The organism is Alteromonas sp. RKMC-009 (assembly GCF_003584565.2).
GTDB lineage: Bacteria > Pseudomonadota > Gammaproteobacteria > Enterobacterales > Alteromonadaceae > Alteromonas.
This window is the reverse complement of the sequence record NZ_CP031010.1, coordinates 3,175,040-3,199,814: the sequence shown is the minus strand read 5'-3', so window position 1 is coordinate 3,199,814 and position 24,775 is coordinate 3,175,040. Positions and strand designations below refer to the sequence as shown.

Here is a 24,775-nt window from a genome sequence, read left to right as displayed (position 1 = left end):
ATTATGAAAATGAAAAAAGTATCACGCTGGTTTATTTCATTTCTTATGTGGTCGTGTATCGGCTTCGCGGCATGGGGTGACGATCTGGATATTTATCTGGGGACAGCAGACTCATCGAAAACCTATTTGCCGAATGTACTGTTCATTATGGATACATCGGGCAGTATGGCGGCTTATGACAACACCAGTCAGACAAGGATGCTCAGAGTACAAAATGCGCTGAAAGCGGCGCTGGACCAGGCAACCAATATTAATGCCGGCCTGATGCGTTTCTCTGATTATGGCGGTCCGGTACTCTTTCCGTTACAGGGAATTGATGAAGCCATTAATCCTGAGCTGATCACGTCAACCGGCGGCAGTACTGACGATGCTTCCGAGATAAACGGTTCGGTGTATGTGAACACCAATGCGGTTTATTTCACCTACGGTACGGCGACGGTAACAAGCGGTTTGCGTTTTACCGGTTTAAATATTCCTCAGGGCGCCACGATTACCGGCGCTTATATGCGTCTGACGTCCTCACAGTTAAACTCAGCGGCCTCTCAGATCACTATTCGCGGTGAACTGGCGGCCGACAGTCAGCCGTTTTCCACAGCATCATCTGACATCTCATCAAGAGCCACAACCGCAAGTCAGGTTGACTGGACCACTGATAATGAGTTTCCCGTCACTGATGACGTCATCTCAACACCGGATTTTTCACCGGTTATACAGGAAATCGTTGACCAGGCAGGCTGGTGTGGTGGTCAGAACCTGAGTCTTATTCTTGAAGGTAGCAGTACTGACAGCAGCAGTGAGCGCAAAGCCAGATCAGCAGATTACGGCACCACTGGGTCTCCGCAACTGGTGGTCACCTATGATGAATCCACTGCCACAGGCTGTATTTCAGGTGAAAGTCTGTTTCAGGTGTCTTCCACGAGGGATAACGCAGAGGAAAAGAACAACGGCTATCAGTCCACCGGTACTGAGCTGACCATGAATTCAAACTATAACTCCTACATCGGAATGCGTTTTACTAATATCAATGTGCCAAAGGACGCTACCATCAATAAGGCGTATCTGGTCTTTACCGGTTATGACTATCACGGCGGCAGTGCGTCCATGAAAATTTCGGCATCGGCAGAAAATGATGCTGAGGATTTTAAGAACTATAGCCGCTATCTGCTCAGAAATAAGTCGAAGACCAGTGGCATTACCTGGAACATGCCAACTTTTTATCGTAAATGGCAGCATGTCTCTCCGGATATTTCCAGCGTGGTTCAGGAAGTGGTTAATCGTGGTGGCTGGAGCGCCGGTAATGATTTAATGCTGATATTAAGTGATTTCTACGGAGACCGTGGAGCTTATTCGGTGAATGGCAGTGCGTCACGTGCTCCACAGCTTTACATTCAGTTTAACGGCAATGCAACGCCGGGCGTTTCTTCCACCGTACGTGAACACCTGATCGGCAAAGTGGACGAACTAAAAGCCAGTGGTTATACCCCCATTGTGGATACCCTGTATGAGGCAACCCGCTACTATGGCGGCTTGTCTGTAGACTATGGCCTGACCCGGGGTAACAACAATGTGTCAGGTGATGTGCGTAAGAGTACCCGCGTTAGCCACCGTAATTCTTACAGCGGCTCAGATCCGGTCCGTCCTTACGGTTGCAGTGACGACAACCTGAGTGATGCGGATTGTATTAATGAATACATTCCATCCGGCGCTACCTATATTTCTCCGGTCACAGATTTGCAATGTCAGACCAATAACCACATCGTGTTGCTGTCTGATGGTGAAGCGAACAGCAACCATAGTGTCAGTAAAATTCAGTCAATGCTGGGCAAGTCCTGTACTGGTTCCGGTGGTGAAAAGTGCGGTCTGGACCTGGTCAAGAACATCAGTAAAACCGAAACGTCTGTGATAGACCGTCGTGTTATCACCCACACTATTGGTTTTGCTGCCAACAGCAATGCGAACAATTTCCTTAACCAGATAGCGCTGCAAAGCGGCGGTGGTTTCTATCAGGTGGATAACAGTGATGATTTGCTTACGGCTTTCCAGACTATCCTGCGTTCAGTAAAAGATGTAAATGCTACCTTTGTGTCACCGGGGGTGGCCGTTAACCAGATGAACCGTCTGACCCACAAAGACGAGCTGTATTTTGCTTTATTTAAGCCATCAGAGGGCACTATCTGGCCCGGTAACGTGAAAAAATACAAAATTAGCGGTGACACGATTCTGGATAAAAATGGCGCAGGAGCGGTGGACTCTGTAACAGGATTCTTCTCAGATTCATCTCACAGCTACTGGTCCACGCTGGCCGATGGCAACGATGTGAGGGAAGGCGGAACGGCCAGCCAGATGAATATCAACCGTAATGTGTATTTCTTTGACTCTCCCGGTTCTATTGCATCGAGTCTGAATGCCGTGCATGAGAACAATGCGCTCATTACCACCGCAGATCTGGCCATTACCACGTCATCTAATCCGGTAACCTTGAGAAGTGAGTTGCTGAAATGGTCACGGGGTGTCGACGTTAAAGATTCTGACGGTGACGGCGACTCCTCAGATGTGCGACTGCAAATGGGCGATCCTATTCACTCTCAGCCGGTCATTGTTAACTACGGTACCAATGATTCAGCCATTTTTGTTGCAACCAATCAGGGGTTCCTGCATTCCTTTGATGCCGCCACCGGTAAAGAAAACTTCGCGATTATTCCGAAAGAGCTGATGGCCAATCTGCACGACTTTTACCAGAATGCCTCTTCGTATACACACATCTATGGCCTTGACGGTGATATGGTTCTGCGCACAGTCGGCAGTAAAACCTACCTGTATCTTGGCATGCGTCGTGGTGGCAGTAATTATTATGTATTCGATGTAACCAGCAAAACATCTCCCAAACTGGTATTTGCAATCCGTGGCGGTACAACCGGACTTGAGAAAATGGGACAAACCTGGTCCCGTCCTACCATTACCAAAGTGAAAATGGGCAGTACCGAAAAGAATGTCATGATTGTGGGTGGTGGTTACGCAGACGGTCACGATACTAAGCTGACCCGTGATCCTGATGGTATTGGTAATGCTGTGTACATGTTTGATGCAGATACCGGTGCGTTACTCTGGCACGCCAGTAACAGTGATGCCAATCTTAATATTGCTGAGATGCAGTACAGCATACCAAGCCGGATTTCAGTGATTGACCGTGATAACGATGGTTATGCAGACCATATGTATGTGTCAGACATGGGGGGGCAGTTGTTCCGTATGGATATCTACAACGGCAAAACTGGCAGCGACTTTGTTAAAGGTGCCCGTATCGCTGATTTAGGCGGGGCAACCAATACAGATAACCGCCGTTTCTATTACGGTGCAGATGTCTCTGAAATCGCGCTGGGCGATGAGTTATTCTATGGCGTCGCTATCGGCTCTGGCTGGCGCGCATCGCCGCTGGATGTAGATGTGGATGACCGTTTCTATTTCATTAAAGACAAAGGTGTTTTTGAGCACGACAGCAACGGCGAATATGTGTTTAATACTGGCGTAACTGAATCCACTCTGTACGATGCCACTAATTCGCTACTGAGCAGTTCAGACGCCAACACACAAAGTGTGGCGGCAACCCAGCTTGCAGGCAAAGATGGCTGGTTTATAAAGCTGACTACCGGAGGGGAAAAAGTGTTGTCTTCACCTCTGATCATTGATTACAAAATTTTCTTCACCACGTATGTACCGGCTGCGAGCTCAGAAAGTGACTGTGCACCACCTACCGGTAACAGCCGTGCGTATCTGGTAGATATGTTGACGGGTAATGCAGTGGATGATCTGAATAATGACGGTGATATTGATGAAAAGGATCGCTACGCTGAGCTGAAACAGACCGGTATTGCGCCTGAAACGAAAATCCTCATTGAGGAAATCGTGGAACCGGTAGTTTGTCTGGGCACAGAGTGTGTGTCTGCGGTGATTAGTGTCGACCAGGATGGTAACGAAGAGCAGTGCACATCGGCCTTTGCCTGTCTGGCACAAAATATCTTCGGCCGCTTCGAACGGGTACAGCAAAACAGTTGGACCACAGAGAAAGAGCGCCAATAATGAAAAAGGATAAAATGAAAGAAATGCGTGGTTTTACTCTGATTGAACTGATGATTGCGGTGGCTATTGCGGGCATTCTGGTAGCGGTAGGATATCCCGCTTATCAGGGTGTTATTCAGGAAAGCTACCGTAAGACGGCACAGTCTGATTTGATGGCGTTCGCAGCAGCAATGGAACGTCATCATACCGGTGGTTTTACTTATGAGGGCGCTGCATCGGGTGGCAGTGATACCGGTACACCAACTATTTTTAATAACTGGTCACCGGCCTCTGAAAGTGCCTCAGATAAGCGCTATACCCTGACCATTCAGGCTGCCTCTGCAACTGACTACGAGATAAAAGCTACGCCGGTGTCCGGTACCAGTCAGGCATCGGATGGTATCATTTTGTATTACAGCGACGGGCGTAAAGCCTGGGATGAAAATAACAGCGGCAGTATCGACAGCTCAGAGTATTGCTGGTCCTGCTGATCCCTCTCATGGTGTTAAAGCATTCAGCCGGCTGATTTTACGCACATCTGCAGAAATGAGCGGGTGAGGGCTGCTCACTGTGACCGGACTACTGGCCTGGATGCCGTCATGGCTTGTCCAATTCACCGACAGCGTACCGGATTTCAGTACCGGCCAGGGAACATCTGCTGTTGCCGCAGTGCCTGTTACATTTCCTGAATGAATATAGCGGGGCTGGATTTGCCAGTTGACTGTGAACTGCATTGCCGGCGCAACCGGTCCGCTGTTCACTGTATGCGTACCACTGACCACGTTGGCTGACAGGTTATTCCCCTGAGTGAAAAAGTCAGCCATTTCACCGGTACCGTTTCTTCCGGTATCTGACAATTGTTTGCCCAGTGTCTGCGCGAGCAGTAACCCCTGACTTGCGTCATGAAGTGCCAGCGCTGCTGAAATGCTTGATTGCATGGTCATCAGGCAGGCAGTGAGAGAGCCGGTTAAAAGAATAAATGCCACCAGCAGTTCAGTCTGTACAAATCCTTTCATCGTTAATTGCCCCGTCATGGATGTGCTGCCCCGGGCACTATGCCGGTTTGTTGTAATAAAGGGTGGTGTTGCAGGTGCTGCAGAATAGTGTAGTGATAGGCCACACGAAGGTGACTGTCTGTCGTGGCGGGATGATTAAGTAGCAAACTGCCATTAATAATGGCGCTGTCTGAAATCTGGATTTTCCGGCTAAAACCGCTGTTGTTTCTGTAACTGACAATAACGCCGTTCACCACCGCATCATCTTCCATTTTGATATGACCATTTTCTACAATGAGCAACACAGGGGATGCAGTGTTGCCCAGTATTTTGTTACCTGAAAGCGCACAGTCACCTTTTACGTATACGATGACATCTGAAGCAGGCAGAGTCTGACAGTCCGTGTAGATACTGCGGCTCAGAAGAGCGATGGTAGTTAAGTCAGCGTTGTCCAAATCCAGCCCGAAGAGATAATCTCCCGGTGGTATAGCGATTTTATTATCTGCATCTTTGATATCAGCACTTTTAAACGGCGTATTACTCAGCGGTGATACCGGACATAAGTCCTGACCGGTAAATGAATCTGCACAGGTCATCCTGCCATTGACTGACATATCAACAGAAGCTGCGGACCACAATGAATAAACAAAATCCGGATGAGACCCGGCCGGCGGGAGATACAGCGCAAATGTGCCCAGTAACGGCGTTGAACCGTTGTACACCACAGGTGCGGCCGGAATGGAGAGCAAAAAAGGAAACTTTGTCAGTTCCACGCGGGAGCTGAGCATACCATTGTCCACAGCGTGGCTGACATCCAGGATGATGTTGCGAACTGTTGCATGGCGGACAGTCTGAACGCCCGGCTGACTTAATACCATATTCGCGCCGGAAAGCAGGGCAGGTGGCCAGCTGGCTGCATAATTTATTTCGGCCTGAGCCTGAATCACATCACCGGCAAGATCTGCACGGGTAACAACTGCATTTTTTCGTAACAGAAACTGCGTGGCAGATCCGGACAGCATAACAGTCAGTGTGGCACCTGCCGGTACAACAATTAGCAATAACAGCAACACTGTGCCAGTCCATATTGCTCCGTGTGGTACTAATTTGATGCCGGAGCATTGCTGCCTGTGTTTTCGGGCCAGTCTAATCATGATATACCGTGACAATAAATGTATTTTGTCTGGAAATGTCACTGGCTGTTTTGAGACCCATGGCCAGAGACACGGTGATATCGGTGGTTTGCAGTTTCCTGTCCAGACTCACAGTAAACTGACTGACAATCACAAAATTTGGATCGGTAATATCCTGCCATCCGGACTGAGTACATGTGCGGCCGTTAATCCGTGTTTCCAGCGCCTTGCCTCTGAGTCTGAAACCTCTTCTCTCATTCACAGGCTGACTGTCAATGACGCCGTTCAGATTGAGATCTGATGCATAAATAATACAACTGCCGGCGGGTTCATTGCCGTAAGCGCCGCTTGCCAGCTTTGAGGTGAACGTTGTATCCGGATTCCCTGACTGAATGAGCGTTTGCAGGTAATTTCCCGTTTTACCGCTTTCCCTTAACTGTTGCCGCAGTAACGATGTGACACGAACCATTTCATCTTCCAGCAACAGAGCACTTGTCTGGCGTTGCTGACTGTTTTTCACTGAAGCAATCAGTGATGCTGAGGTGGCAATGAGCGTCAGGCCGGTCGCCATGGAAATGAGCATGCCGGACAGATTGAAGCCCGCCTGAATTTTTAACATGCCCGGTATCCTCCGTAGTCCATATTTTCAAGACAAACGCGGATGCGGCCCTGGCTGCTTACAATCATCTTGCCCCGTAGTCCTGACACATCAAAAGTCAGAGAGCCTGCATTACCGGAAGCTTTGCCGCTGCCCTTGCTGAACCGGGCAAAATGAGCCGGGTTAAACGTATTATTAACCAGAGATGTGGCAGGGTACCCGCCATTGTCCACCGGCTCAAAAAGTGCTGAAGCTGAGCAGGACGCAGGAATATTGCAATGACACACCGTTGAGGTAACCACCGTACACCAGGATGTGCCGGCATGGATGGCAATGTAACCGTGCTGGCCGCCGGCAAGTGCCACAGCCTGCGCCCGTCTGAATTGCAGTTGTACTGCATCCAGTAACCTGGTCAGTTGTCCAAGACGATATTGATGTTGAATAGCAGGCAAAGAAAGACTCGCGACTATCGCTGTTATGGCAAGTCCGGCCAGCAGTTCTGTAAGCGAAAATCCCTGACGCATAACAACTGTCCTTATAGGCGGCAGCGAACTGTTCTGCCGGTTTGATAAAGTGATGTCAGTCTATTTTGTGAGCAGGGAATTGTATGCTGTACCAAAGGAAAGATTTTTTACCTCAAAAAGGTTTAACGCTGATGTCACTGATGATGGCACTGGCTGTCACCGGTATTCTCAGTGCATTGTCAGTACCCGGCTTCGTTGATTTGCTTAACCGGCACGAACGGCAACAGGCAAGAAGTCAGCTGCTGCGGTGGCAGGCCGAGCAAATACGGTTTCGTCTGGCGAATGCGGGTTATGCCGGTCAGGTAGCGTTATCGGCCCCGGTCATTAAGAAATATACGTTCACGGTCATTAACGTTTCTGCTAGCGGGTATGTGCTTCGTGCTGACAGGGTTACTGCATTAAACGATGGCTGCGATACGTTGACGCTGGATGCTGCAGGCACATATGCGCCCGTAAAATGCTGGCATTAGCAGGACAAATCGCTGCCGTTGAGATCTTCTTTAATGCCGTTACCACTGGCATCTGCGGCAACAGATACGCGGCCGTATAAGGTAATCAGCACGGCCGATGCGGCTTTGGCATCCTTTGACGACGGGCAAATTTTGATGGTGACAGCATTGCTGACACTGCCATCAGCGGCAAACGTCAGGGTGCCTGATACTCCGTCCAGTCCAAGGCCGGTACCCAGAGGATCAGTAGAGAGTATAAGCGGTTCATCGTTGTCTCTGGCACCATTCAGATTGGCATCCATAAAAACGATTTTTGCCTGAGTCCAGTCATTTGAACAATTTTTGTAGTCAGATGTGGGGCAAAGCAGGGTAGTCTGCTCCTGATCAATGGCAGTAAAACGGGCCATCCGCACAGCGCCGCTGATATCATTTACAGCCGCTATCACCCGGTTTTGCTGGAGAACGGACTGCATGGCAGGTGCGCCGACAGTGATCAGCAGAGCCATGATGGCTACAGTGATCATCAGTTCTATCAGAGACAGTCCTTTATGCGCGTTCATACCTGTTGCAATTATTCAGTTACCCGAAGGTCAGATTAACCGAAATGCATAGAAAATGCGTATATAAAAGACAGCAAACGGCTGGATGTCTATACTTTACTGTGCAAAGTAAAATGCAGTTCCGGTGTGGTAATTTGCAGGTCAAAGAGATGCTTTGTCTATGTACGTCAGGCAATCTTTGTGTAAACTATTGCAGTAACGACATAGACTTAGTCGTATCAGTTCACTAAACAACGAGTAGCAAGTTATGAAAAAAATTGAAGCGATTATCAAGCCGTTCAAGATGGATGATGTTCGTGAGGCACTAGCCGAAGTAGGAATTGCCGGCATGACCGTCACCGAAGTAAAAGGCTTTGGACGTCAGAAAGGGCACACTGAGCTGTATCGTGGTGCTGAATATCAGGTAGATTTTCTGCCAAAGATTAAAGTGGAACTGGTACTTGCAGACGATCAGGTTCAGCAGGCCATTGAAGCCATTGAGTCATCAGCAAAAACTGGCAAGATTGGTGACGGAAAGATCTTTGTTACCACGGTTGAAACGGCTATCCGTATTCGTACCGGTGAACAGAACGAAGAAGCGATCTGATACAAAAAAGCCGGTGAGCTGACGCTGCACCGGCTTCTTTTATTCCGTCAGGGCTTAGTGGTTATGACCACAGCCACCTTCATCATGCACATGACCATGTTCCAGCTCTTCCTGAGTAGGTTCACGGATATCTACTACTTCCACATCAAATTTCAAAGGTACGCCTGCCAGCGGGTGATTGCCATCCACAATCACTTCTTCTTCACTGACTTCAATAACGATCACAGATTGTTCGCCGCCTTCAGAAGTAGCACGGAAAGACATGCCGGGTTGCACATCCATACCGTCAAACATTGACTTAGGTACGCTTTGTACAAGTTCGTCTGCACGTTCACCGTAAGCTTTTTCAGGCGCTACAGCGACGTCGAATTTATCACCCTTATTTTTGCCCATCAGAGCATCTTCCAGACCTTCAATCAGGAAGCGTCTGCCAAGCAGCACAACCAGCGGGTTTTTGCCTTCTGAAGAGTCCAGTGTAGTGCCGTCTTCTGTTGAAACGGTATAGTGTAGTGTTACCACACTGTCTGACGTGATTGTCATAATATTTCCTGTTTTGGGGTGTGTTTTCTCAACACGTGAATTTGCATTGCCTGCTATACAGTATATGGCAATGCGTAAAAACATGCCTGAACGTCAGGCGCGTCCGCCAGTCTGTGTGGCGTGTCTGCTTCTGTGTCGTTGGGCAGCACGGCCATGAACCAGGTCTCTTTGCCCAGTGTTGCACAGCGGATAACAGTGCCGCCTCTGCGCCATCCTGTATCCAGTGCCTTCTCAACGGTATCACCTACTTTAACATCAATTGCCGCGGGTAAACAAAAGACGTATCCCGCGCGCTTATTTTTACCCAGGTAACGGGTGCGGGCTACGACTTCCTGACCCATGTAACAGCCTTTATTAAAATCGATACCGTCCAGCGCCTGCACATTCATCATCTGGGGAACGAACTCGTTAACCACTTCACCGCTGACTTCAGGAATGCCCTGAGACACCATTAAGGCGTCATAAACGCAACTATTGTAAGTTTGGATGTTCTGATCCGCCTGCCACTGTTCCAGCGTGCCGGCAGCGGTTTCACTGAGAAGCAAAATAAACACATCCTGCGGATAATCTGCGCGGATCGCTACACCGTCAGAGTGCTGAACAGTGGCCAGTGTCTGTTCAGGCAGTGAACCGAAAAATTCGCTTATCCACTGCTCTGCCTGTTTGCCTTTCACTGCATATTGCTTCAACTGGCTGTCTTTTTTCTCAATGGTAACTTTTGAAAATACGCCGTATTTTTTTAACTGTTCCAGAGAGGCTTCTGCACAACCTGATGGCATCAGCATCAGAATGCTGTTCTGCCAGCGGCAAACAGTGCTGAGCGACCATGTCTTACCTTTAAAGTCACAATGCGCAGCATGGCGGGCTACATTGTCAGCAAGATTTTTTACATTGATGGTCAGTTGTCCATGCAGGTAATCGTTTTGCTGTTCACCTTCAACAGCAATGACTGTGGAACCCGTCAGAGGAATAACAAAGTCTGAAACTAACTCATTAAGTGAATCTGGCGTTGACATAAACCGTCCGTAACTTTTAAACGTGAACTCTAACTATGGGGGGCGAATTGTAATTCACAAGTTTGTAATCTGACAAAAAGTACGGTGAGCCGGCGTAACTCTTCTGGTATAGTGCTGCCGTTCAATGAAGAGGTCCTAATTGATGTTCACTGAGAAAAGACGTAACCGGCTAAAGTGGGCATGCCGCCGGGGCATGCTGGAACTGGATGTATTATTTCTGCCATTCGTAGAAGAAGCATTCGACGACTTAAACGACGACGATCAGGTTTTATTTGAACGTTTACTTACCTGTGACGACCCGGATTTGTTTGCCTGGTTCATGGGCCATCAGAAATGTGAAGACCCTGAGCTGGCAAGAATGGTCAAAATCATTCTGGATCGTGTCAAAGTATAGCTTCATTATCCGCTACCGCGCCATCCGGATGGCCGCGGTAGCTATCCCTCTTGCTGCTGCAGGCATCGCGATATGGTCATTGCCTGCCGGCGTCACTTCGTGGTTTCCTGATTACACTGTTTCCGTGTTCCTGTGCTCTGTCGTGCCGGCCTTTCTGCTCATCCTGCTTGCCGGGCAACACAAGATGCGACAAGGTTATGAAAGCATAACGGTTGACGGAAACCGGTGGTATGAGCCTGCCCGCAACGGTACAGTGAGGCCGCTGACCATATCATCCGGCAGCAAAGTGACGATTTTCGGTATTTACCTTGCCGGTACAGATTATGATGGCACTGCCTGCTATCGCTGGGTGTTACCGGGGGAATGTAAGAAGCTTTGCTATCGTCGTCTGGTGAGGCTGGTTCAGCATCAGTCACAAGGGGATTGAGTAACTATGATGAGTTTATTGTACCGGGCGCTGACGCACCGCCCTGACAAACAATTGTTGAAGCAATTTAAGCCTCCTGCGGTGCCGGGTGTTCATGGGGGGAAAACACAATTGATTGACCCTTCACATTATCACCGTTACTGCGATATGACTCACTGGCAGCACGGGGACAGTCTGCACCCCTGTTATCTGCAGATGCTGTCTCTGCCATTGCAGATGCGGTGTCTGGCACACCCGCGAAGTCCGTTCCCCTTATTTGGCCTGGTACACAGGAAAAACCAAATCAGCCAGCAAAGCGGGATCAGGCTGTCTAAACCTGTCACTTTACGCACGGGTTTTTCTGCGGTCACACCTCACCGGCGGGGCTGGGATATTCATATGTATACCACTGCTACGCAACAGGATAGGGAATGTTACCGTGCAGAAGCTACTTATCTGGTGCGGGTAAAAGCACCACATGTGGGCGACAGTGCAGAGCCTTCAGCCTCCCAACATGAGCCTTCAGCGCCACCGTATAAACCTTCAGCGCCAGCGCATAAAAACGTAGAGGAAGCAGAAATTGCTGAACGCTGGCAAAACATTGCAAGTTTTTCTGCTCCGGCGGATGCCGGGCGGCGTTATGCAAGGATTTCGGAAGACGCCAATCCTATTCATTTAAGCGCATTCACTGCAAAACTGTTTGGCTTTCCCAAAGCGATTGCTCATGGCATGTGGACGCTGGCTATGGCGGTGAGTTATGCAGAAACAGATAAAGCTGATCACAGCACTGACATAAATTGTGAATTTAAGCGCCCGCTGTTTCTGCCCGGCAATGCGGACCTTAAAATCAGCAGGGGAGGGGGCATAACAGATTTCCTGCTGGAAAATACCGCAAATGGTGAGCCGTTAATAAAAGGTGCCGTTAAATCCGGCGAAACCGGTTCAGCGAAAAACTGAACCGGCGGTTGTTAAAGCTGCTCATCTTCCCGGTAAGTACTGGTGGCCAGTGAACCGGGTTCAGGCTGACATTTGGCCGGTAATGGTTTGAGTACTGTGGGTCTGGCTTGCGGTAGCAGGTCCGGATAGTCCACATTGTAATGCAGGCCCCGGCTTTCCTTACGGTTCATTGCGCAACGTACAATCAGTTCCGCAACCGTCACCAGATTGCGCAGTTCCAGCAGGTTATTGCTGACCCGGAAGTGTGCGTAATATTCCTGAATTTCCTGACTCAGCAACTGGATCCGTCGCAGTGCGCGCTCAAGTCTTTTGTTGGTGCGGACAATACCCACGTAATCCCACATGAACAAACGCAGTTCATGCCAGTTATGCTGAATGATGACTTCTTCGTCTGAATTCGTAACCTGTGATTCATCCCAGGGCGCAATCGTCTCTTCAGTGTAGTCGTCCTGCAAATGAGTAAGGATGTCTTTCGCGGCAGCTGCGGCGTAGACCACACATTCCAGCAGAGAGTTTGATGCCATGCGGTTCGCACCATGCAGGCCGGTATAAGCTACTTCACCTATGGCATAAACGTTATCGAGGTCAGTTTTGGCATTAAAGTCAGTCATCACACCACCGCAGCTATAGTGCGCGGCAGGCACCACGGGAATAGGCTCCTTAGTGATATCGATGCCCACAGACAGACACTTGCGGTAAATGTTCGGGAAATGCTTTTCAATGAAGTCAGCCGGCTTATGACTGATATCCAGATACATACAGTCAGCACCCAGACGTTTCATTTCGTAGTCGATGGCACGGGCAACAATATCCCTGGGCGCTAAATCGCCCCGTTCATCGAAGCGTGTCATAAAGCGTGTCCCATCAGCATGGCACAGCTGTGCACCTTCACCCCGCAGTGCTTCGGTAATCAGGAAGTTTCTTGCCTGAGGATGATACAAACAGGTGGGATGGAACTGATTGAATTCCATATTCGCCACACGGCAACCAGCACGCCAGGCCATGGCAATACCGTCACCGCTGGACACATCCGGATTAGATGTGTACTGATACACTTTGCTCGCGCCGCCCGTGGCCAGCACAATGAAACGGCTGCGGATAACTTCAACATGGGCCTGTTCCAGATTCCACGCATACACACCGGTACAGTGCAGGTTATTACTGCGGGACTTAATTAAGTCGATGGCGTTGTACCGTTCCAGGAAGCGGATATTGGGGTGGGATGACACGGCATCATTCAGAGTAATTTGCAGCGCTTCACCGGTTGCATCGGCAGCATGTAAAATACGGCGGTGACTGTGGCCACCTTCACGGGTCAGGTGAAAACGCTCCTCACCCTGCTCATTCGTTTCAGTATCAAAAGGTACGCCGTGATTAATCAGCCAGTTCAGTGCATCTTTGGCATTTTGGGCTGTGAAGCGTACCGCGTCTTCTTCACACAATCCGGCACCGGCATTTAGTGTGTCAGCAACATGTGCCTCAACAGAGTCGTGTTCGTCGAAAACGGCGGCAATACCGCCCTGGGCGTATCGGGTCGATCCTTCATTGCGGTCGCTTTTGCTCAGCACAATCACGTTACAATGATTTGCCAGTTTGAGCGCCAGACTTAATCCGGCAGCACCACTGCCGATGACTAAAACATCACATTGGTGCTCAATTCCTTTCGGATCCGCTGATGTTAGTGAAGAAGCCACTGATTTCATGGTATTTTAGCGGTTTACTTGTAGGCTAAGGTCCGGCAAGTCTAAAGGAAGCACAGCAAAACGCAAAGCATAGAGCGCGCGTCTGCAGGATTTTTCTTATATTATTTATTGATAATTTAAAGATTGTCCGCATTTTTTTGCGAACTTATTGGGAATAATGCAGTCTACCTGATGCTTGCATGAGCTGTTTATGTGGTAGATGTTAAGGAGAAATAGCTCGGATGAGCGAGCAGATAACCGATCAACAGATTGTTGAAAAGGTACAAAGCGGTGATAAAAATGCATTTAACTTACTGGTAACCCGTTATCAGCATAAAGTGATGCATTTGGTGTCTCGATATGTCAAAAACTCCGGTGACGTTGCAGATGTCACTCAGGATGCGTTTATCAAGGCTTACCGCGCGTTACCAAATTTTCGCGGCGACAGTGCGTTTTACACCTGGTTGTACCGCATTGCCGTTAACAGCGCTAAGAATTATCTTGTGGCACAGGGGCGAAAGCCGCCTGCAAATGATGTCGACGCTGAAGATGCAGACTACTATGAAGGCAGTGATGCGCTGAAAGAGCAATCCACGCCGGAACGCAGTTTGTTGTCTGATGAACTCGAAGCTACATTATTCCGTGTTGTGGAGAAGTTACCCGACGATTTACGTATGGCAATTACCCTGCGGGAAATTGAAGGTTTAAGTTATGAGGAAATCGCCAGCGTAATGGGGTGTCCTGTCGGTACAGTCCGCTCCCGGATCTTCCGGGCACGTGAGGCAATCGACAAGGTCATACAGCCATTGTTAGAAAATTGATTTTTTTTCACGATGAAATTGAACTTTCACGGGATGAAACGAACTAACTAGCTGTGTTAAGGTGGTAAACGATCATTTCGATCAGGATTTTATAATATGACGCAACAGCAAGAAAAATTGTCAGCCTTTATGGATGGCGAGACAAACAGCGCTGACATCATGGATGCAATCCTAAATGATGAAGAGCTAAAAACAAAGTGGAAGCGATATCATGTTATTCGTAGTGGTTTACGTAAAGAAGCCACGGTCGCACCTCAGTTAGACATTACTGCTGCGGTAGCCGCTGCCTTAGAAAGTGAACCTACAGTGATGGCGCCGAAGCGTTCAGGCTGGAAATCATTGCCGCTGGTCGGTAGTGTGGTGCCATTCGCCAAACAAGGTGGACAATTCGCCGTTGCTGCTTCTGTAGCTGTGGCGGTGATTCTGGGTGTTCAACAAATGAATCAGCCGGAACCTGCAGAACCGTTCTCTACGTTTGAGACGAATACCCGTCTGGGTGGTCTTTCTCCGGTTAGTCTGGAACAGACCCGTACGATTCCGCGCAATGATATGAATGTTGTGCTGGAGAAAAAGCGTAAGATCAATGCTATCATCGCTGACCATGAACAACAGATTCAGCTGAAGCAGGCAGAAGATCAAAGTAAAGCCGTAGAAGAACGTGCTGAGTCTGACGCTAATCCAAATTAAGAGCTAAATGACAAAATCATTTATACAACGCGTACCAGCTCCAGTGGAGCTGGTACGCGCGTTTTCAGGGCATGCTTTTCTGGCATGCACGTTTTCCTTTATCGTTTTTTCTTCTCCTGTTCCTGCTCAGGAAAACGGGACTGAAGGGGCTTCGCGGCAGGTTGCTGCTGAAATCGAAGCAGAATCTGATGCTCAGAATCCGGTGTCTCAGGATATTTTACCTCCCGATTCTATCGTGACAGCGGAAGAAGCGATCAGCCAGAAAGCCGCAGCACACAATGACAGCGCAGAACCGGAGTCTGTTGGATCAGCGCAGGTTAAGCCGGAGTCGGTGACCGGATGGCTGGAGAAAATGACTGCAGCGACCCGTACACTGAATTTTCAGGTGGCCTATGTCGTCAGCCGGTTAAATCAGGAAACTGTGCCCTATTTGTGGCGACACGGTGTACTTGAAGACGGTACCAGCGTTGAGCAGTTGAATCTGCAAAACGGCCCCGGAAGAGAGCTCATCCGGGTAGGGGATGTGGTCAGTATATTTGAACCGGATACCCAGCCTTACAGTCTGCATTCTCAGTATATCAATGGTCCTATACCCGGAGAGTTGCTTTACGAACCGGTTTCTCTGACCAAAGGCTACGAGTTTGTGTCTGTGGGCAGAGCCCGTGTGGCCGGCCGGCCAGCTCAGCAGATCAGGATCGTCAGTCGTGATAATACCCGTTTCAGTTACCAGCTTTGGCTGGACGAACAGTCGGGGATGTTGCTGAAACTTAATACGCTGGATTTACAGGGTAATGTGCTGGAGCAAATTCAGGTTACTTCACTGACAATGTCAGACACGCCGCCTGCGTACTTTGCCCGTGTGAACCGTGCTTCTCTTCCCAGGCCGCTGGCTTTGACGCCGTCGACAAATCGTCAGCAAGGTTGGGAAGTCGATTATCTTCCTGATGGTATGGTGGAAGTGAAAAGAGATATCCGCCGCCTGGCGATGACAGGGCAGGTGGTGGAATACAAACTGTTCTCTGACGGGCTGGTGGATGTGTCTGTATACGTACAGCCTGCCAGTGACGCTATCGGTTCCGATTTAGTCCTGCGCCATGACCTGAGTACGTTTCTGACTCTCACCGATGGTAAGGCCCAGGTGACAGTCATCGGGGAAATTCCTCTGCAGACGGCCAATGCTATTGCCACTTCTCTGAAGCTCAAAGAGGTCAGCGGTGATTAAAGAAACCGCTACGGTTATTGCGGCTGACGGTGACGTGATCACCGTCGAAGCCGCTATCAAAACCACCTGTTCATCCTGTCAGGCGCAATCTGACTGTGGTTCCGGTGTGATTTCCCGTGCATTGTCGCCGAAAACCCAGCAACTGACCTTACAATCGCCGGTGCCCTGTAAGGTAGGAGACAAAGTCAGTATCGGCGTGCCGGAAGCCGGCATTGTGACTGCTTCTCTTTGGCTTTACGTCATTCCTCTCATTATCTTTATTGCCAGTGCGCTGAGCTTTAATGCACTTCTGCCGGCTGTAGGAGTCCGCGGCGAATTTTGGGTTTTACTGGGTAGTCTGTGTGTGACTTTTCTCGCCTTCACGGTAATTTCAGGTTACCTGAAAAAGCGCGACCAGACCCGATTCCGTCCTGTTATTCTTTCTTCCATTCCTGCTAACGGCGCCGTTCAGCAACATCAGCCCTGAGCTGAACCTGATAAGGCTTGCATACTGATTCGCTTTTCAGTGAAGAAATAGGTAAAATCCGCACGCTTTGCGCTGCCGTATTAACTTTCCCGGGCAGAAGTATTGTGGTTTTGCCGGTTCAAATAAAATCCGGTTTGTTTAACTTAATTCTCGCAGGACATTTTCCAGCATTATGCAACAGTCGCACATACGTAATTTCAGCATCATCGCACACATCGATCACGGTAAATCTACACTGTCTGATCGTCTTATCCAGCATTGCGGAGGACTGACTGACAGGGAAATGGCCGAACAGGTGCTGGATTCGATGGATATTGAGCGCGAACGTGGTATTACCATCAAAGCGCAAAGTGTAACGTTGAACTACACCGCGAAAGATGGTGAAACCTATCAGTTAAACTTTATCGATACGCCGGGACACGTGGACTTCACTTACGAAGTATCCCGCTCACTGGCAGCCTGTGAAGGTGCGCTGCTGGTGGTTGATGCCGGACAGGGCGTAGAAGCACAGACTCTGGCAAACTGCTACACCGCCATTGATATGGATATGGAAGTGGTGCCAATCCTCAACAAAATTGATTTGCCACAGGCTGAACCTGAGCGTGTAGCAGAAGAAATTGAAGACATCGTCGGCATTGACGCCATCGATGCTGTGCGTTGCTCAGCCAAAACCGGCGTGGGTATTGAAGACGTACTGGAAGTTATTGTTAACCGTGTTCCGCCGCCGGAAGGTGAACGAAATGCACCGCTGAAAGCGCTGATTGTTGATTCCTGGTTTGATAACTATCAGGGCGTCGTGTCTCTGGTACGGATTGTACAAGGCGAACTGAACGTAAAAGACAAAATTAAAATCATGTCTAACGGGCAGACTCACCAGGCGGACAAAGTGGGTATCTTTACTCCTAAGCAAACTGAAACCGGTATTCTCCGTGCCGGAGAAGTTGGTTTTATCATTGCCGGTATTAAAGAAATTCACGGTGCCCCTGTAGGGGATACCATCACCCTGGCACGTGAACCGGCTGATAAGCCGCTGCCGGGCTTTAAGAAAGTAAAACCTCAGGTTTATGCCGGTGTGTTCCCGGTCAGTTCAGACGATTACGAAGATTTCCGTGATGCATTATCTAAATTAAGCCTGAACGATGCATCGCTGTTTTTCGAGCCGGAAAGCTCGGCTGCTCTTGGCTTTGGTTTCCGGATTGGCTTCCTTGGCATGCTGCACATGGAAATCATTCAGGAGCGTCTGGAACGGGAATACGATCTTGATCTTATCACCACCGCTCCAACCGTAATCTATCAGGTTGTTACAACCAAAGGGGAAACCATACAGGTTGATAACCCTTCCAATTTGCCGCCGGTGAATGAAATCGAAGAGATTCACGAGCCGATGGTAGAGGCAAACATCCTTGTTCCTCAGGAATACCTCGGTAATGTCATCACACTTTGCGTTGAGAAGCGTGGTATGCAGACCAGCATGACTTATCATGGGAAGCAAGTCGCGGTAACCTATGAAATACCGATGGCTGAAGTCGTGATGGACTTCTTTGACCGGTTGAAATCAACCAGCCGTGGTTTTGCTTCACTGGACTATAACTTCAAGCGCTTCCAGCAGTCTGACATGGTGCGTGTTGATGTACTCATCAACGGCGAACGTGTGGATGCACTGGCCATGATCACCCACCGTGAAAACAGTCAGGGCCGTGGTCGTGAGCTGGTTGAAAAGTTACGTGAACTGATCCCGCGTCAAATGTTTGATATCGCTATTCAGGCTGCTATCGGTAACCATATTATTGCACGAAGCACAGTTAAACAGCTGCGCAAAAACGTTATCGCCAAGTGTTATGGTGGTGACGTGAGCCGTAAGAAAAAACTGCTGCAAAAACAAAAAGAAGGAAAGAAACGCATGAAGCAGGTAGGTAATGTTGAGTTACCTCAGGATGCGTTCCTCGCTGTTCTCAAGGTAGGTAAGTAATGGCAAATTATTTTTCAATTTTGTTGGTGATCCTGACAGTAGCAACCGGATTAATCTGGCTGCTGGACAGTTTGCTGTGGGCACCGGCAAGAAAGGAAAAGCTCGCAGGTGGTGAAGCGGTAGCCGGTGGTTCATCAACGGGTCCTCAAAGTGAGTTGCCCTGGCTGGTGGATACATCACAACAAATTTTTCCGGTAATCGCGTTTGTACTGGTGTTACGTTCTTTTTTGTACGAACCGTTTCAAATTCCTTCCGGTTCTATGATGCCTACCTTACTGGTAGGCGATTTCATTCTGGTAGAAAAGTATGCCTACGGCTTAAAAGACCCGGTGTTCCGCACCAAGTTTCTGGAAACCGGTGAACCGGAGCGTGGCGATGTTGTGGTATTCAAATACCCTGAAGATCCGAATGTAGACTACATTAAACGTGTAGTGGGTCTGCCGGGCGACACCATTGTGTATCAGAACAAACAAGTTTTTATTAAACCATACTGTGAAAGCGGCAGCGACTGCCCGAAACAGCAACCGGTACCGCTGGAATTTAAAGAGCGCGGCGAATTTGTGCAGGACATGGTGCCGTTGTTGCGCTACACCGAGCAACTTGGTGATGTGACCCACGACATTTTGCGCAATCCCGGACGCAGTATTCCTGCATCAAATTTTTACACGCAACCGGGTACCCGCAGCAATGAATGGATTGTTCCTGAAGGACAATACTTTGTACTAGGCGACAACCGTGAAAACAGTCGTGACAGCCGCTTCTGGGGATTTGTTCCTGATGATAATCTGGTAGGTAAAGCCGTGGCTATCTGGATCAGTTTTGAGTTTGAACGTCCGGCAGACAGCGTGTTACCGGGATGGGTACCGACAGGTATCAGATTTAACCGGATTGGTGGCATAGAGTAATGCAGGGTATCGACAGATACGCACGGTTATCAAAATTACTGGATTACCGCTTTAAAGACGAAGGTTTGCTTGAGCAGGCTTTAACCCACCGCAGTGCAGCGAAAAAGCACAATGAACGGCTGGAATTTCTGGGCGATGCCGTATTAGGCATGGTCATCGCCGATGCGTTGTTCGCCCGTTTCCCGTCTGTACCGGAGGGAAAATTGACCCGCATGCGTTCAACCCTGGTGAAGGGCGATACCCTGGCCGAAATGGCGAAAGAAGCCGGCGTAGGTGAATTGCTTAAACTGGGGCAGGGTGAATTAAAAAGTGGTGGTCACCGCCGCAGTTCCATCCTCGCTGATGCTGTTGAAGCCATACTGGGTGCCATTTATCTGGATGCCGGCATCGACACCGTCAGTAAAGTGATTCTGAGTTTGTGGTCTGCCCGTATTGACCGTCTCGATCCGAATGAACATCCGAAAGACAGTAAAACCCGTTTACAGGAATATTTACAGTCTCGCCGTGAACCTCTTCCGGTGTATGAAGTGGTAGGAATAAGCGGCAAGGATCACGCGCAGACTTTTGAAGTCAGTTGCACTGTAGCGCAACTTGAAAAGCCCGTTTTCGGCACAGGGAACAGCCGGCGTAAAGCAGAACAGCAAGCTGCAAAAGAAACGTTGGAGAAGCTTGAACATGCATCTGAATGAAGATGTTGATACCCGCTGTGGCCTTGTGGCCATTGTCGGCCGTCCGAATGTGGGTAAATCTACATTACTGAACCGTATTCTGGGCCAGAAAGTCAGTATTACTTCCAGAAAGCCCCAGACCACCCGTCACCGTATTTTAGGAATCGATACCGAGGCACAATGCCAGACGGTTTACGTGGATACGCCCGGGTTGCACCAGGACGAGAAACGGGCCATTAACCGTTACATGAACCGTGCTGCATCGAGTTCACTGGCTGAAGTGGGTCTGGTTCTGTTTGTGGTGGAAGGCACACGCTGGACCGAAGACGATGCCATGGTACTGGAAAAGGTGAAAAACAGCCGTTTACCCTGTTACCTGGTGGTCAATAAAGTCGACAAGGTAGAAGACAAAGAAAGTCTGATGGCTCAGATCCAGAAGCTGTCGTCACTGCACACGTTTGAGCATATTTTCCCTGTCAGTGCGAAAAACGGCAAGCAGGTGGATGCGTTACGGGAAACCGTGCAGCAGTCTTTGCCGGAAAGCGAATTTTACTTCCCCGAAGATTACATTACCGACCGTTCGAGCCGGTTCATGGCGGCGGAAATCATCCGTGAAAAACTGATGCGCTTCACCGGTGATGAACTGCCTTATTCCACTACGGTTGAGATAGAACAATTCAAAATGATGGAAAACGGGGTATACCGTATTAACGGTCTTATCCTGGTTGAGCGTGACAGTCAAAAACGCATGGTCATAGGTAAAGCCGGCAATCATATTAAAACTATCGGCGAGCAGGCCCGCAAAGATATGGAAAACCTGTTCGACAACAAAGTGTTTCTTGAGCTTTGGGTTAAAGTGAAACAAGGCTGGGCTGACGACGACCGTGCCTTGCGTTCATTAGGCTACGGCGACGATTAATCTACTTTTTGTTTCACCGTTGTAAGGAGGTGCTATGTCTCTTTCTGATATGCGGCGGCAATATTCTGCTGGCCGTCTGGATGATACTCAGTTAACTGAGCATCCGGTAGCGTTGTTCCGGCAGTGGCTGAACGATGCCATTAACGCAAATATTCCTGATCCTACAGCCATGACTGTGGCAACTGTAGACAGCAGCGGGCAACCGTCCCAGCGTATTGTGCTGCTGAAAGATGTGAGTGAAGAAGGCTTTTTATTCTATACCAACCTTGGCAGCCGTAAAGCCAGAGAGCTGGGGCAGAATAATAAAATCTCTCTGCATTTTCCCTGGTTTTTCATGGAGCGCCAGGTACGCGTTTGCGGCGTGGCCGAAAAATTGAGTACTGCGGAAAATGCAAAGTACTTCTTTTCCCGCCCGAAAGACAGCCAGCTGGCAGCATACGCGTCAAAACAAAGCCAACCCATTGCTACCCGTGAATTGCTGATGACACAATTTCAGCAACTGAAAAACAAGTTTGCTAATAAGGAACTTCCTGTGCCGGATTTCTGGGGAGGTTTCCGTGTAAAGCCGCATCAGATTGAATTCTGGCAGGGCGGTGAAGACCGGCTTCATGACCGTTTTGAGTACAATAAAACAGAAGACGGTACATGGAGTACTCAGCGGCTTATGCCCTGAGATATGTCGGCAACATGATAGACAGCCACTGTCACCTCGATTTACCCGCCTTTGAACACGACCTGAATGGTGTGCTCAAACGGGCAAGGGAGGCCGGGATCAGTGGCTTCCTGATCCCCGGCACCACACCGGCAGGCTGGGAAATGCAGCTTGCCATTCAGGCCCGCCGTTCTGATATCTTCCTCGCCTTTGGCATCCACCCCTGGTTTATTCGCGGCTCCCTTGATGATGCTGTGTCAAAATTGCAAAAGGCGGTAACAGAACACCGCAAGTCGGTATGCGCTATCGGCGAAATTGGTCTCGATGCCACAATCGAACTGCCTCTTGCGGAACAGGAGAAGTGGTTACTCGCACAAATGGACGTGGCAAAGCAGTGTGAATTACCGGTTGTTCTTCACCACCTTAAAACTCATCATCGTTTGCCCGCAATGATTAAACAGGCAGGCTTTTCCTGTGGCGGTGTGGTGCATGCTTTTTCCGGCAATGCACAGGTCGCTGCTCAGTATGTTGACCTGGGCTTTAAATTAGGTGCAGGTGGCACAATTACCTATCCCCGTGGTAAGAAAACCCTGGATGCTCTGGTTAAGGCCGGGCTGGATAATATTCTGCTGGAAACCGATTCTCCGGACATGCCCGTACAGGGGTTTCAGGGGCAACGGAATGAACCGGCGCGGCTGGTGCAAATTGCTCAGGTGCTGGCAGAAGCATTTGGTGTGTCTGTGGCTGAGGTTACAAAGAAGACCACTGCCAATTTCCGTGACCTGTTTGCTCAGGCCTGAGCTGCACTGGCTAACGCATTTTATTGATAAAATAGTAGCGGTATCGCCAGCCCGCTGCAGTCAGAATGCATCCGGCGAATAATCCGGTCATTAAGATCCCCGCCTGAATTGCACGTTCAGACTGCAATAGTGCGTATTCGTCGTTGAGAAGTCGGGCACTGTCCACGGTGATCTGCAACACGCCGGTTTGACTGCCGTGATCGTCTTTTACGGAAAATAGCCTTACCAGCTGATTTTGTTCCGGAGACTCTTCAGTTACTGAAGATTTCTGTGTCACCACACCGAGGCGTTTGCCTTTATTATCGAATACTGCCGCAGCGAGAATGAAGTTTGTTTCTGCAAGGCGGCTTAAATGTAGTGCAATGACATCGCCATTCTTTGAATAAACCGGGCCTGCCAGAATAAGGGCGTATTGTTCGCCCAGCACATCGACCGGGGCTGACGCTGCCTGTACTGCTTCACGTAAAGCATGCCGCGACTCAATCACACACAGGCTCACCAGTGCCATAATCAGCAGGGCGAATGCAGTAATGTGCACACTTCTGCGTTGCAACCAGGCAAACCAGTGTTTCTTTTCCGGGGCCGGTGTTCTCCAGGCCGCGTATTTATCAGTCATAGTCAGAGAAAAAGCGCATTTGCCGTCATAATACCGTTTTTGCCATCATGAGCATAATCTATTCATAAATGGCTGTTTTCCCCGGTCACTGAATTCGCTAGGATACGCATACTTTGAGTAGCGGAACCTCCTACATTGAATTCAGTAGCTTTATCTTCAGTACATTCTCATGCTGCGCTAATCACTGCGCTGGAAACGCATCCCGCCGGCATCGTTTTTTCAGGCGGCCAGTGGCAGGGCACAGGTGCAGTCTCTTCAGACAATAATGACGCTGTTATCACTGTCTATGCGCCGGCGCTGACAGCCTGGCAACTTGAAAAAGTGTCTGATGCACTGGCACCAGTCGCAACGCTTTCCGGTTTCCGGTTACATGCCCTTAGCGGTAAGTTCCACGAAACCGTCGTAACGGGGTCAATAAAAACGGCTGATGTGCCGGCGTTAAAGCCGCTGTTGGAAAAACTGGCTGAATCGTTGCGGGTCGATATAGTGGTTCAGGCTGCCCGGCCATCGTTGTCTGCGCCCGGTTTGCTGGTGATGGACATGGACAGCACCATCATACAAATTGAGTGTATTGATGAGATAGCCAAACTGGCCGGCCTCGGTGACAAGGTTGCCGCAGTGACCGCAAAGGCCATGCGCGGGGAACTGGCTTTCAGTGAAAGTTTGATATCCCGGGTGGCCTGCCTGAAAGGTGTACCGGTTTCACAGCTGGCCCAAATCCGTGACAGTATTCCGTTGATGCCGGGCGTTGTACCACTGGTATCCGTGTTAAAAGAGCATGGCTGGAAAATCGCTATTGCCTCCGGCGGGTTCACTTATTTTGCCGATCACGTGAAAGAGCGGCTTGGTCTGGATGCAGCATTCTCCAATACCTTGAAAACCGATGGCGACGTGCTTGCCGGAGAGGTGACCGGTGAAATCGTGGATGCTGAAGTGAAAGCGCGCACGGTTGAGTCTCTGGCCAGTGAATGGCAAATACCTATGTCACAAACCGTCGCTATGGGAGACGGCGCTAATGATCTGGTGATGATGGCAAAAGCAGCATTGGGCGTGGCCTGTCATGCCAAACCGCTGGTAAGGGAAAAAGCTGATACCGCCATCCGGTTCTCAGGTTTGCACGGCATGCTGTATTTGCTGGCTGATTAGTAAGCTGA

27 protein-coding genes are annotated in these 24,775 nt (G+C 49.4%); 18 read left to right on the top strand and 9 right to left on the bottom strand.

Features of this window, described 5'->3' with window-relative positions:
• Positions 1-9 precede the first annotated feature (9 nt).
• Positions 10-4,077 (top strand): PilC/PilY family type IV pilus protein, encoded by a 4,068-nt coding sequence (locus tag DS731_RS14240; protein ID WP_119503429.1) that lies wholly within the window; start codon positions 10-12, stop codon positions 4,075-4,077.
• A complete protein-coding gene (locus tag DS731_RS14235; RefSeq protein WP_119501960.1) occupies positions 4,077-4,547 on the top strand; it encodes a type IV pilin protein in 471 nt (156 codons plus the stop codon). Before DS731_RS14240 ends, DS731_RS14235 begins: the two co-directional genes overlap by 1 nt.
• A 6-nt stretch (positions 4,548-4,553) precedes the next feature.
• On the opposite strand, the gene DS731_RS14230 is transcribed toward DS731_RS14235, so the two are convergent.
• From DS731_RS14230 to DS731_RS14215, 4 genes are read right to left on the bottom strand one after another with little or no spacing between them, the layout of a single operon-like run.
• Positions 4,554-5,072, bottom strand: a complete 519-nt coding sequence (locus DS731_RS14230; protein WP_150154297.1) for a hypothetical protein — start codon at positions 5,070-5,072, stop codon at positions 4,554-4,556.
• A 14-nt stretch (positions 5,073-5,086) separates the two neighbouring features.
• Positions 5,087-6,205 carry a hypothetical protein gene (locus tag DS731_RS14225; protein WP_150154295.1) on the bottom strand — a complete coding sequence of 373 codons (1,119 nt, stop codon included), beginning with the start codon at positions 6,203-6,205 and terminating at the stop codon, positions 5,087-5,089.
• Entirely contained in the window at positions 6,198-6,803 is a 606-nt protein-coding gene (locus tag DS731_RS14220) for a hypothetical protein (protein ID WP_119501957.1), read from the bottom strand. The genes DS731_RS14225 and DS731_RS14220 overlap by 8 nt, the downstream gene beginning before the upstream one ends.
• On the bottom strand, positions 6,797-7,306 hold the full coding sequence (locus DS731_RS14215) for a prepilin-type N-terminal cleavage/methylation domain-containing protein (RefSeq protein WP_119501956.1): 510 nt from the start codon (positions 7,304-7,306) through the stop codon (positions 6,797-6,799). The genes DS731_RS14220 and DS731_RS14215 overlap by 7 nt, the downstream gene beginning before the upstream one ends.
• An 83-nt stretch (positions 7,307-7,389) precedes the next feature.
• Between DS731_RS14215 and DS731_RS14210 the strand changes: the two genes are divergently transcribed.
• Positions 7,390-7,776: a type IV pilin protein gene (locus DS731_RS14210; protein WP_119501955.1), complete on the top strand. Its 387-nt coding sequence runs from the start codon at positions 7,390-7,392 to the stop codon at positions 7,774-7,776.
• Here the strand turns inward: DS731_RS14210 and DS731_RS14205 are convergent.
• Entirely contained in the window at positions 7,773-8,315 is a 543-nt protein-coding gene (locus DS731_RS14205) for a GspH/FimT family pseudopilin (protein ID WP_119501954.1), read from the bottom strand. The two genes, DS731_RS14210 and DS731_RS14205, sit on opposite strands and share 4 nt — an antisense overlap.
• Before the next feature lie 247 nt (positions 8,316-8,562).
• Between DS731_RS14205 and DS731_RS14200 the strand changes: the two genes are divergently transcribed.
• Positions 8,563-8,901, top strand: coding sequence for a P-II family nitrogen regulator (locus tag DS731_RS14200; protein ID WP_119501953.1), 339 nt, complete (start codon positions 8,563-8,565; stop codon positions 8,899-8,901).
• Between the two features lie 54 nt (positions 8,902-8,955).
• Here DS731_RS14200 and DS731_RS14195 read toward each other — a convergent pair whose 3' ends face one another.
• Both DS731_RS14195 and ygfZ read right to left on the bottom strand, forming a co-directional pair.
• On the bottom strand, positions 8,956-9,441 hold the full coding sequence (locus DS731_RS14195) for an FKBP-type peptidyl-prolyl cis-trans isomerase (RefSeq protein WP_119501952.1): 486 nt from the start codon (positions 9,439-9,441) through the stop codon (positions 8,956-8,958).
• Positions 9,442-9,494: 53 nt separating this feature from the next.
• The gene (gene ygfZ, locus DS731_RS14190; protein ID WP_119501951.1) at positions 9,495-10,457 is read right to left on the bottom strand and encodes a CAF17-like 4Fe-4S cluster assembly/insertion protein YgfZ; all 963 of its coding nucleotides are present in this window, start codon (positions 10,455-10,457) and stop codon (positions 9,495-9,497) included.
• A 142-nt stretch (positions 10,458-10,599) separates the two neighbouring features.
• Here ygfZ and DS731_RS14185 point away from each other — a divergent pair, with 142 nt between their 5' ends.
• From DS731_RS14185 to DS731_RS14175, 3 genes are read left to right on the top strand one after another with little or no spacing between them, the layout of a single operon-like run.
• Positions 10,600-10,851, top strand: coding sequence for an FAD assembly factor SdhE (locus DS731_RS14185; protein ID WP_119501950.1), 252 nt, complete (start codon positions 10,600-10,602; stop codon positions 10,849-10,851).
• Positions 10,838-11,278 (top strand): hypothetical protein, encoded by a 441-nt coding sequence (locus tag DS731_RS14180; protein WP_150154293.1) that lies wholly within the window; start codon positions 10,838-10,840, stop codon positions 11,276-11,278. The genes DS731_RS14185 and DS731_RS14180 overlap by 14 nt, the downstream gene beginning before the upstream one ends.
• Before the next feature lie 6 nt (positions 11,279-11,284).
• Entirely contained in the window at positions 11,285-12,214 is a 930-nt protein-coding gene (locus tag DS731_RS14175; RefSeq protein WP_119501948.1) for a MaoC family dehydratase, read from the top strand.
• 11 nt (positions 12,215-12,225) lie between these two features.
• Here the strand turns inward: DS731_RS14175 and nadB are convergent, their stop codons facing one another.
• Positions 12,226-13,917 (bottom strand): L-aspartate oxidase, encoded by a 1,692-nt coding sequence (nadB, locus tag DS731_RS14170; protein WP_119501947.1) that lies wholly within the window; start codon positions 13,915-13,917, stop codon positions 12,226-12,228.
• A 221-nt stretch (positions 13,918-14,138) separates the two neighbouring features.
• Between nadB and rpoE the strand changes: the two genes are divergently transcribed.
• The 10 genes from rpoE to DS731_RS14120 all read left to right on the top strand — a co-directional run bounded on the left by rpoE (position 14,139) and on the right by DS731_RS14120 (position 23,005).
• On the top strand, positions 14,139-14,717 hold the full coding sequence (gene rpoE, locus DS731_RS14165) for an RNA polymerase sigma factor RpoE (RefSeq protein ID WP_119501946.1): 579 nt from the start codon (positions 14,139-14,141) through the stop codon (positions 14,715-14,717).
• A 96-nt stretch (positions 14,718-14,813) separates the two neighbouring features.
• On the top strand, positions 14,814-15,404 hold the full coding sequence (locus tag DS731_RS14160; protein ID WP_119501945.1) for a sigma-E factor negative regulatory protein: 591 nt from the start codon (positions 14,814-14,816) through the stop codon (positions 15,402-15,404).
• A 7-nt stretch (positions 15,405-15,411) separates the two neighbouring features.
• A complete protein-coding gene (locus DS731_RS14155) occupies positions 15,412-16,626 on the top strand; it encodes a MucB/RseB C-terminal domain-containing protein (RefSeq protein ID WP_119501944.1) in 1,215 nt (404 codons plus the stop codon).
• Positions 16,619-17,092 (top strand): SoxR reducing system RseC family protein, encoded by a 474-nt coding sequence (locus tag DS731_RS14150; protein WP_119501943.1) that lies wholly within the window; start codon positions 16,619-16,621, stop codon positions 17,090-17,092. The genes DS731_RS14155 and DS731_RS14150 overlap by 8 nt, the downstream gene beginning before the upstream one ends.
• A gap of 172 nt (positions 17,093-17,264) precedes the next feature.
• Positions 17,265-19,061, top strand: a complete 1,797-nt coding sequence (gene lepA / locus DS731_RS14145; RefSeq protein ID WP_119501942.1) for a translation elongation factor 4 — start codon at positions 17,265-17,267, stop codon at positions 19,059-19,061.
• Positions 19,061-19,966, top strand: a complete 906-nt coding sequence (lepB, locus tag DS731_RS14140; RefSeq protein WP_119501941.1) for a signal peptidase I — start codon at positions 19,061-19,063, stop codon at positions 19,964-19,966. Before lepA ends, lepB begins: the two co-directional genes overlap by 1 nt.
• Positions 19,966-20,655, top strand: coding sequence for a ribonuclease III (gene rnc / locus DS731_RS14135; protein ID WP_119501940.1), 690 nt, complete (start codon positions 19,966-19,968; stop codon positions 20,653-20,655). The genes lepB and rnc overlap by 1 nt, the downstream gene beginning before the upstream one ends.
• Positions 20,642-21,553, top strand: coding sequence for a GTPase Era (gene era / locus DS731_RS14130; protein WP_119501939.1), 912 nt, complete (start codon positions 20,642-20,644; stop codon positions 21,551-21,553). The genes rnc and era overlap by 14 nt, the downstream gene beginning before the upstream one ends.
• Positions 21,554-21,587: 34 nt before the next feature.
• Complete coding sequence (pdxH, locus tag DS731_RS14125) at positions 21,588-22,226, top strand: pyridoxamine 5'-phosphate oxidase (protein WP_119501938.1); 639 nt, start codon at positions 21,588-21,590, stop codon at positions 22,224-22,226.
• On the top strand, positions 22,199-23,005 hold the full coding sequence (locus tag DS731_RS14120; protein ID WP_119501937.1) for a TatD family hydrolase: 807 nt from the start codon (positions 22,199-22,201) through the stop codon (positions 23,003-23,005). Before pdxH ends, DS731_RS14120 begins: the two co-directional genes overlap by 28 nt.
• Positions 23,006-23,015: 10 nt before the next feature.
• Here the strand turns inward: DS731_RS14120 and DS731_RS14115 are convergent, their stop codons facing one another.
• A complete protein-coding gene (locus tag DS731_RS14115; protein WP_119501936.1) occupies positions 23,016-23,621 on the bottom strand; it encodes a hypothetical protein in 606 nt (201 codons plus the stop codon).
• A 135-nt stretch (positions 23,622-23,756) separates the two neighbouring features.
• Between DS731_RS14115 and serB the strand changes: the two genes are divergently transcribed.
• The gene (gene serB, locus DS731_RS14110; RefSeq protein ID WP_232373374.1) at positions 23,757-24,767 is read left to right on the top strand and encodes a phosphoserine phosphatase SerB; all 1,011 of its coding nucleotides are present in this window, start codon (positions 23,757-23,759) and stop codon (positions 24,765-24,767) included.
• Positions 24,768-24,775: the final 8 nt, after the last annotated feature.

Excerpts from the sequence above, each read along its gene's own strand:
- DS731_RS14240 (WP_119503429.1), top strand. The coding sequence starts at position 10 with ATGAAAAAAGTATCACGCTGGTTTATTTCATTTCTTATGTGGTCGTGT.
- DS731_RS14235 (WP_119501960.1), top strand. The coding sequence starts at position 4,077 with ATGAAAAAGGATAAAATGAAAGAAATGCGTGGTTTTACTCTGATTGAA.
- DS731_RS14230 (WP_150154297.1), bottom strand. The coding sequence starts at position 5,072 with ATGAAAGGATTTGTACAGACTGAACTGCTGGTGGCATTTATTCTTTTA.
- DS731_RS14225 (WP_150154295.1), bottom strand. The coding sequence starts at position 6,205 with ATGATTAGACTGGCCCGAAAACACAGGCAGCAATGCTCCGGCATCAAA.
- DS731_RS14220 (WP_119501957.1), bottom strand. The coding sequence starts at position 6,803 with ATGTTAAAAATTCAGGCGGGCTTCAATCTGTCCGGCATGCTCATTTCC.
- DS731_RS14215 (WP_119501956.1), bottom strand. The coding sequence starts at position 7,306 with ATGCGTCAGGGATTTTCGCTTACAGAACTGCTGGCCGGACTTGCCATA.
- DS731_RS14210 (WP_119501955.1), top strand. The coding sequence starts at position 7,390 with ATGCTGTACCAAAGGAAAGATTTTTTACCTCAAAAAGGTTTAACGCTG.
- DS731_RS14205 (WP_119501954.1), bottom strand. The coding sequence starts at position 8,315 with ATGAACGCGCATAAAGGACTGTCTCTGATAGAACTGATGATCACTGTA.
- DS731_RS14200 (WP_119501953.1), top strand. The coding sequence starts at position 8,563 with ATGAAAAAAATTGAAGCGATTATCAAGCCGTTCAAGATGGATGATGTT.
- DS731_RS14195 (WP_119501952.1), bottom strand. The coding sequence starts at position 9,441 with ATGACAATCACGTCAGACAGTGTGGTAACACTACACTATACCGTTTCA.
- ygfZ (WP_119501951.1), bottom strand. The coding sequence starts at position 10,457 with ATGTCAACGCCAGATTCACTTAATGAGTTAGTTTCAGACTTTGTTATT.
- DS731_RS14185 (WP_119501950.1), top strand. The coding sequence starts at position 10,600 with ATGTTCACTGAGAAAAGACGTAACCGGCTAAAGTGGGCATGCCGCCGG.
- DS731_RS14175 (WP_119501948.1), top strand. The coding sequence starts at position 11,285 with ATGATGAGTTTATTGTACCGGGCGCTGACGCACCGCCCTGACAAACAA.
- nadB (WP_119501947.1), bottom strand. The coding sequence starts at position 13,917 with ATGAAATCAGTGGCTTCTTCACTAACATCAGCGGATCCGAAAGGAATT.
- rpoE (WP_119501946.1), top strand. The coding sequence starts at position 14,139 with ATGAGCGAGCAGATAACCGATCAACAGATTGTTGAAAAGGTACAAAGC.
- DS731_RS14160 (WP_119501945.1), top strand. The coding sequence starts at position 14,814 with ATGACGCAACAGCAAGAAAAATTGTCAGCCTTTATGGATGGCGAGACA.
- DS731_RS14155 (WP_119501944.1), top strand. The coding sequence starts at position 15,412 with ATGACAAAATCATTTATACAACGCGTACCAGCTCCAGTGGAGCTGGTA.
- lepA (WP_119501942.1), top strand. The coding sequence starts at position 17,265 with ATGCAACAGTCGCACATACGTAATTTCAGCATCATCGCACACATCGAT.
- lepB (WP_119501941.1), top strand. The coding sequence starts at position 19,061 with ATGGCAAATTATTTTTCAATTTTGTTGGTGATCCTGACAGTAGCAACC.
- rnc (WP_119501940.1), top strand. The coding sequence starts at position 19,966 with ATGCAGGGTATCGACAGATACGCACGGTTATCAAAATTACTGGATTAC.
- era (WP_119501939.1), top strand. The coding sequence starts at position 20,642 with ATGCATCTGAATGAAGATGTTGATACCCGCTGTGGCCTTGTGGCCATT.
- pdxH (WP_119501938.1), top strand. The coding sequence starts at position 21,588 with ATGTCTCTTTCTGATATGCGGCGGCAATATTCTGCTGGCCGTCTGGAT.
- DS731_RS14120 (WP_119501937.1), top strand. The coding sequence starts at position 22,199 with ATGGAGTACTCAGCGGCTTATGCCCTGAGATATGTCGGCAACATGATA.
- DS731_RS14115 (WP_119501936.1), bottom strand. The coding sequence starts at position 23,621 with ATGACTGATAAATACGCGGCCTGGAGAACACCGGCCCCGGAAAAGAAA.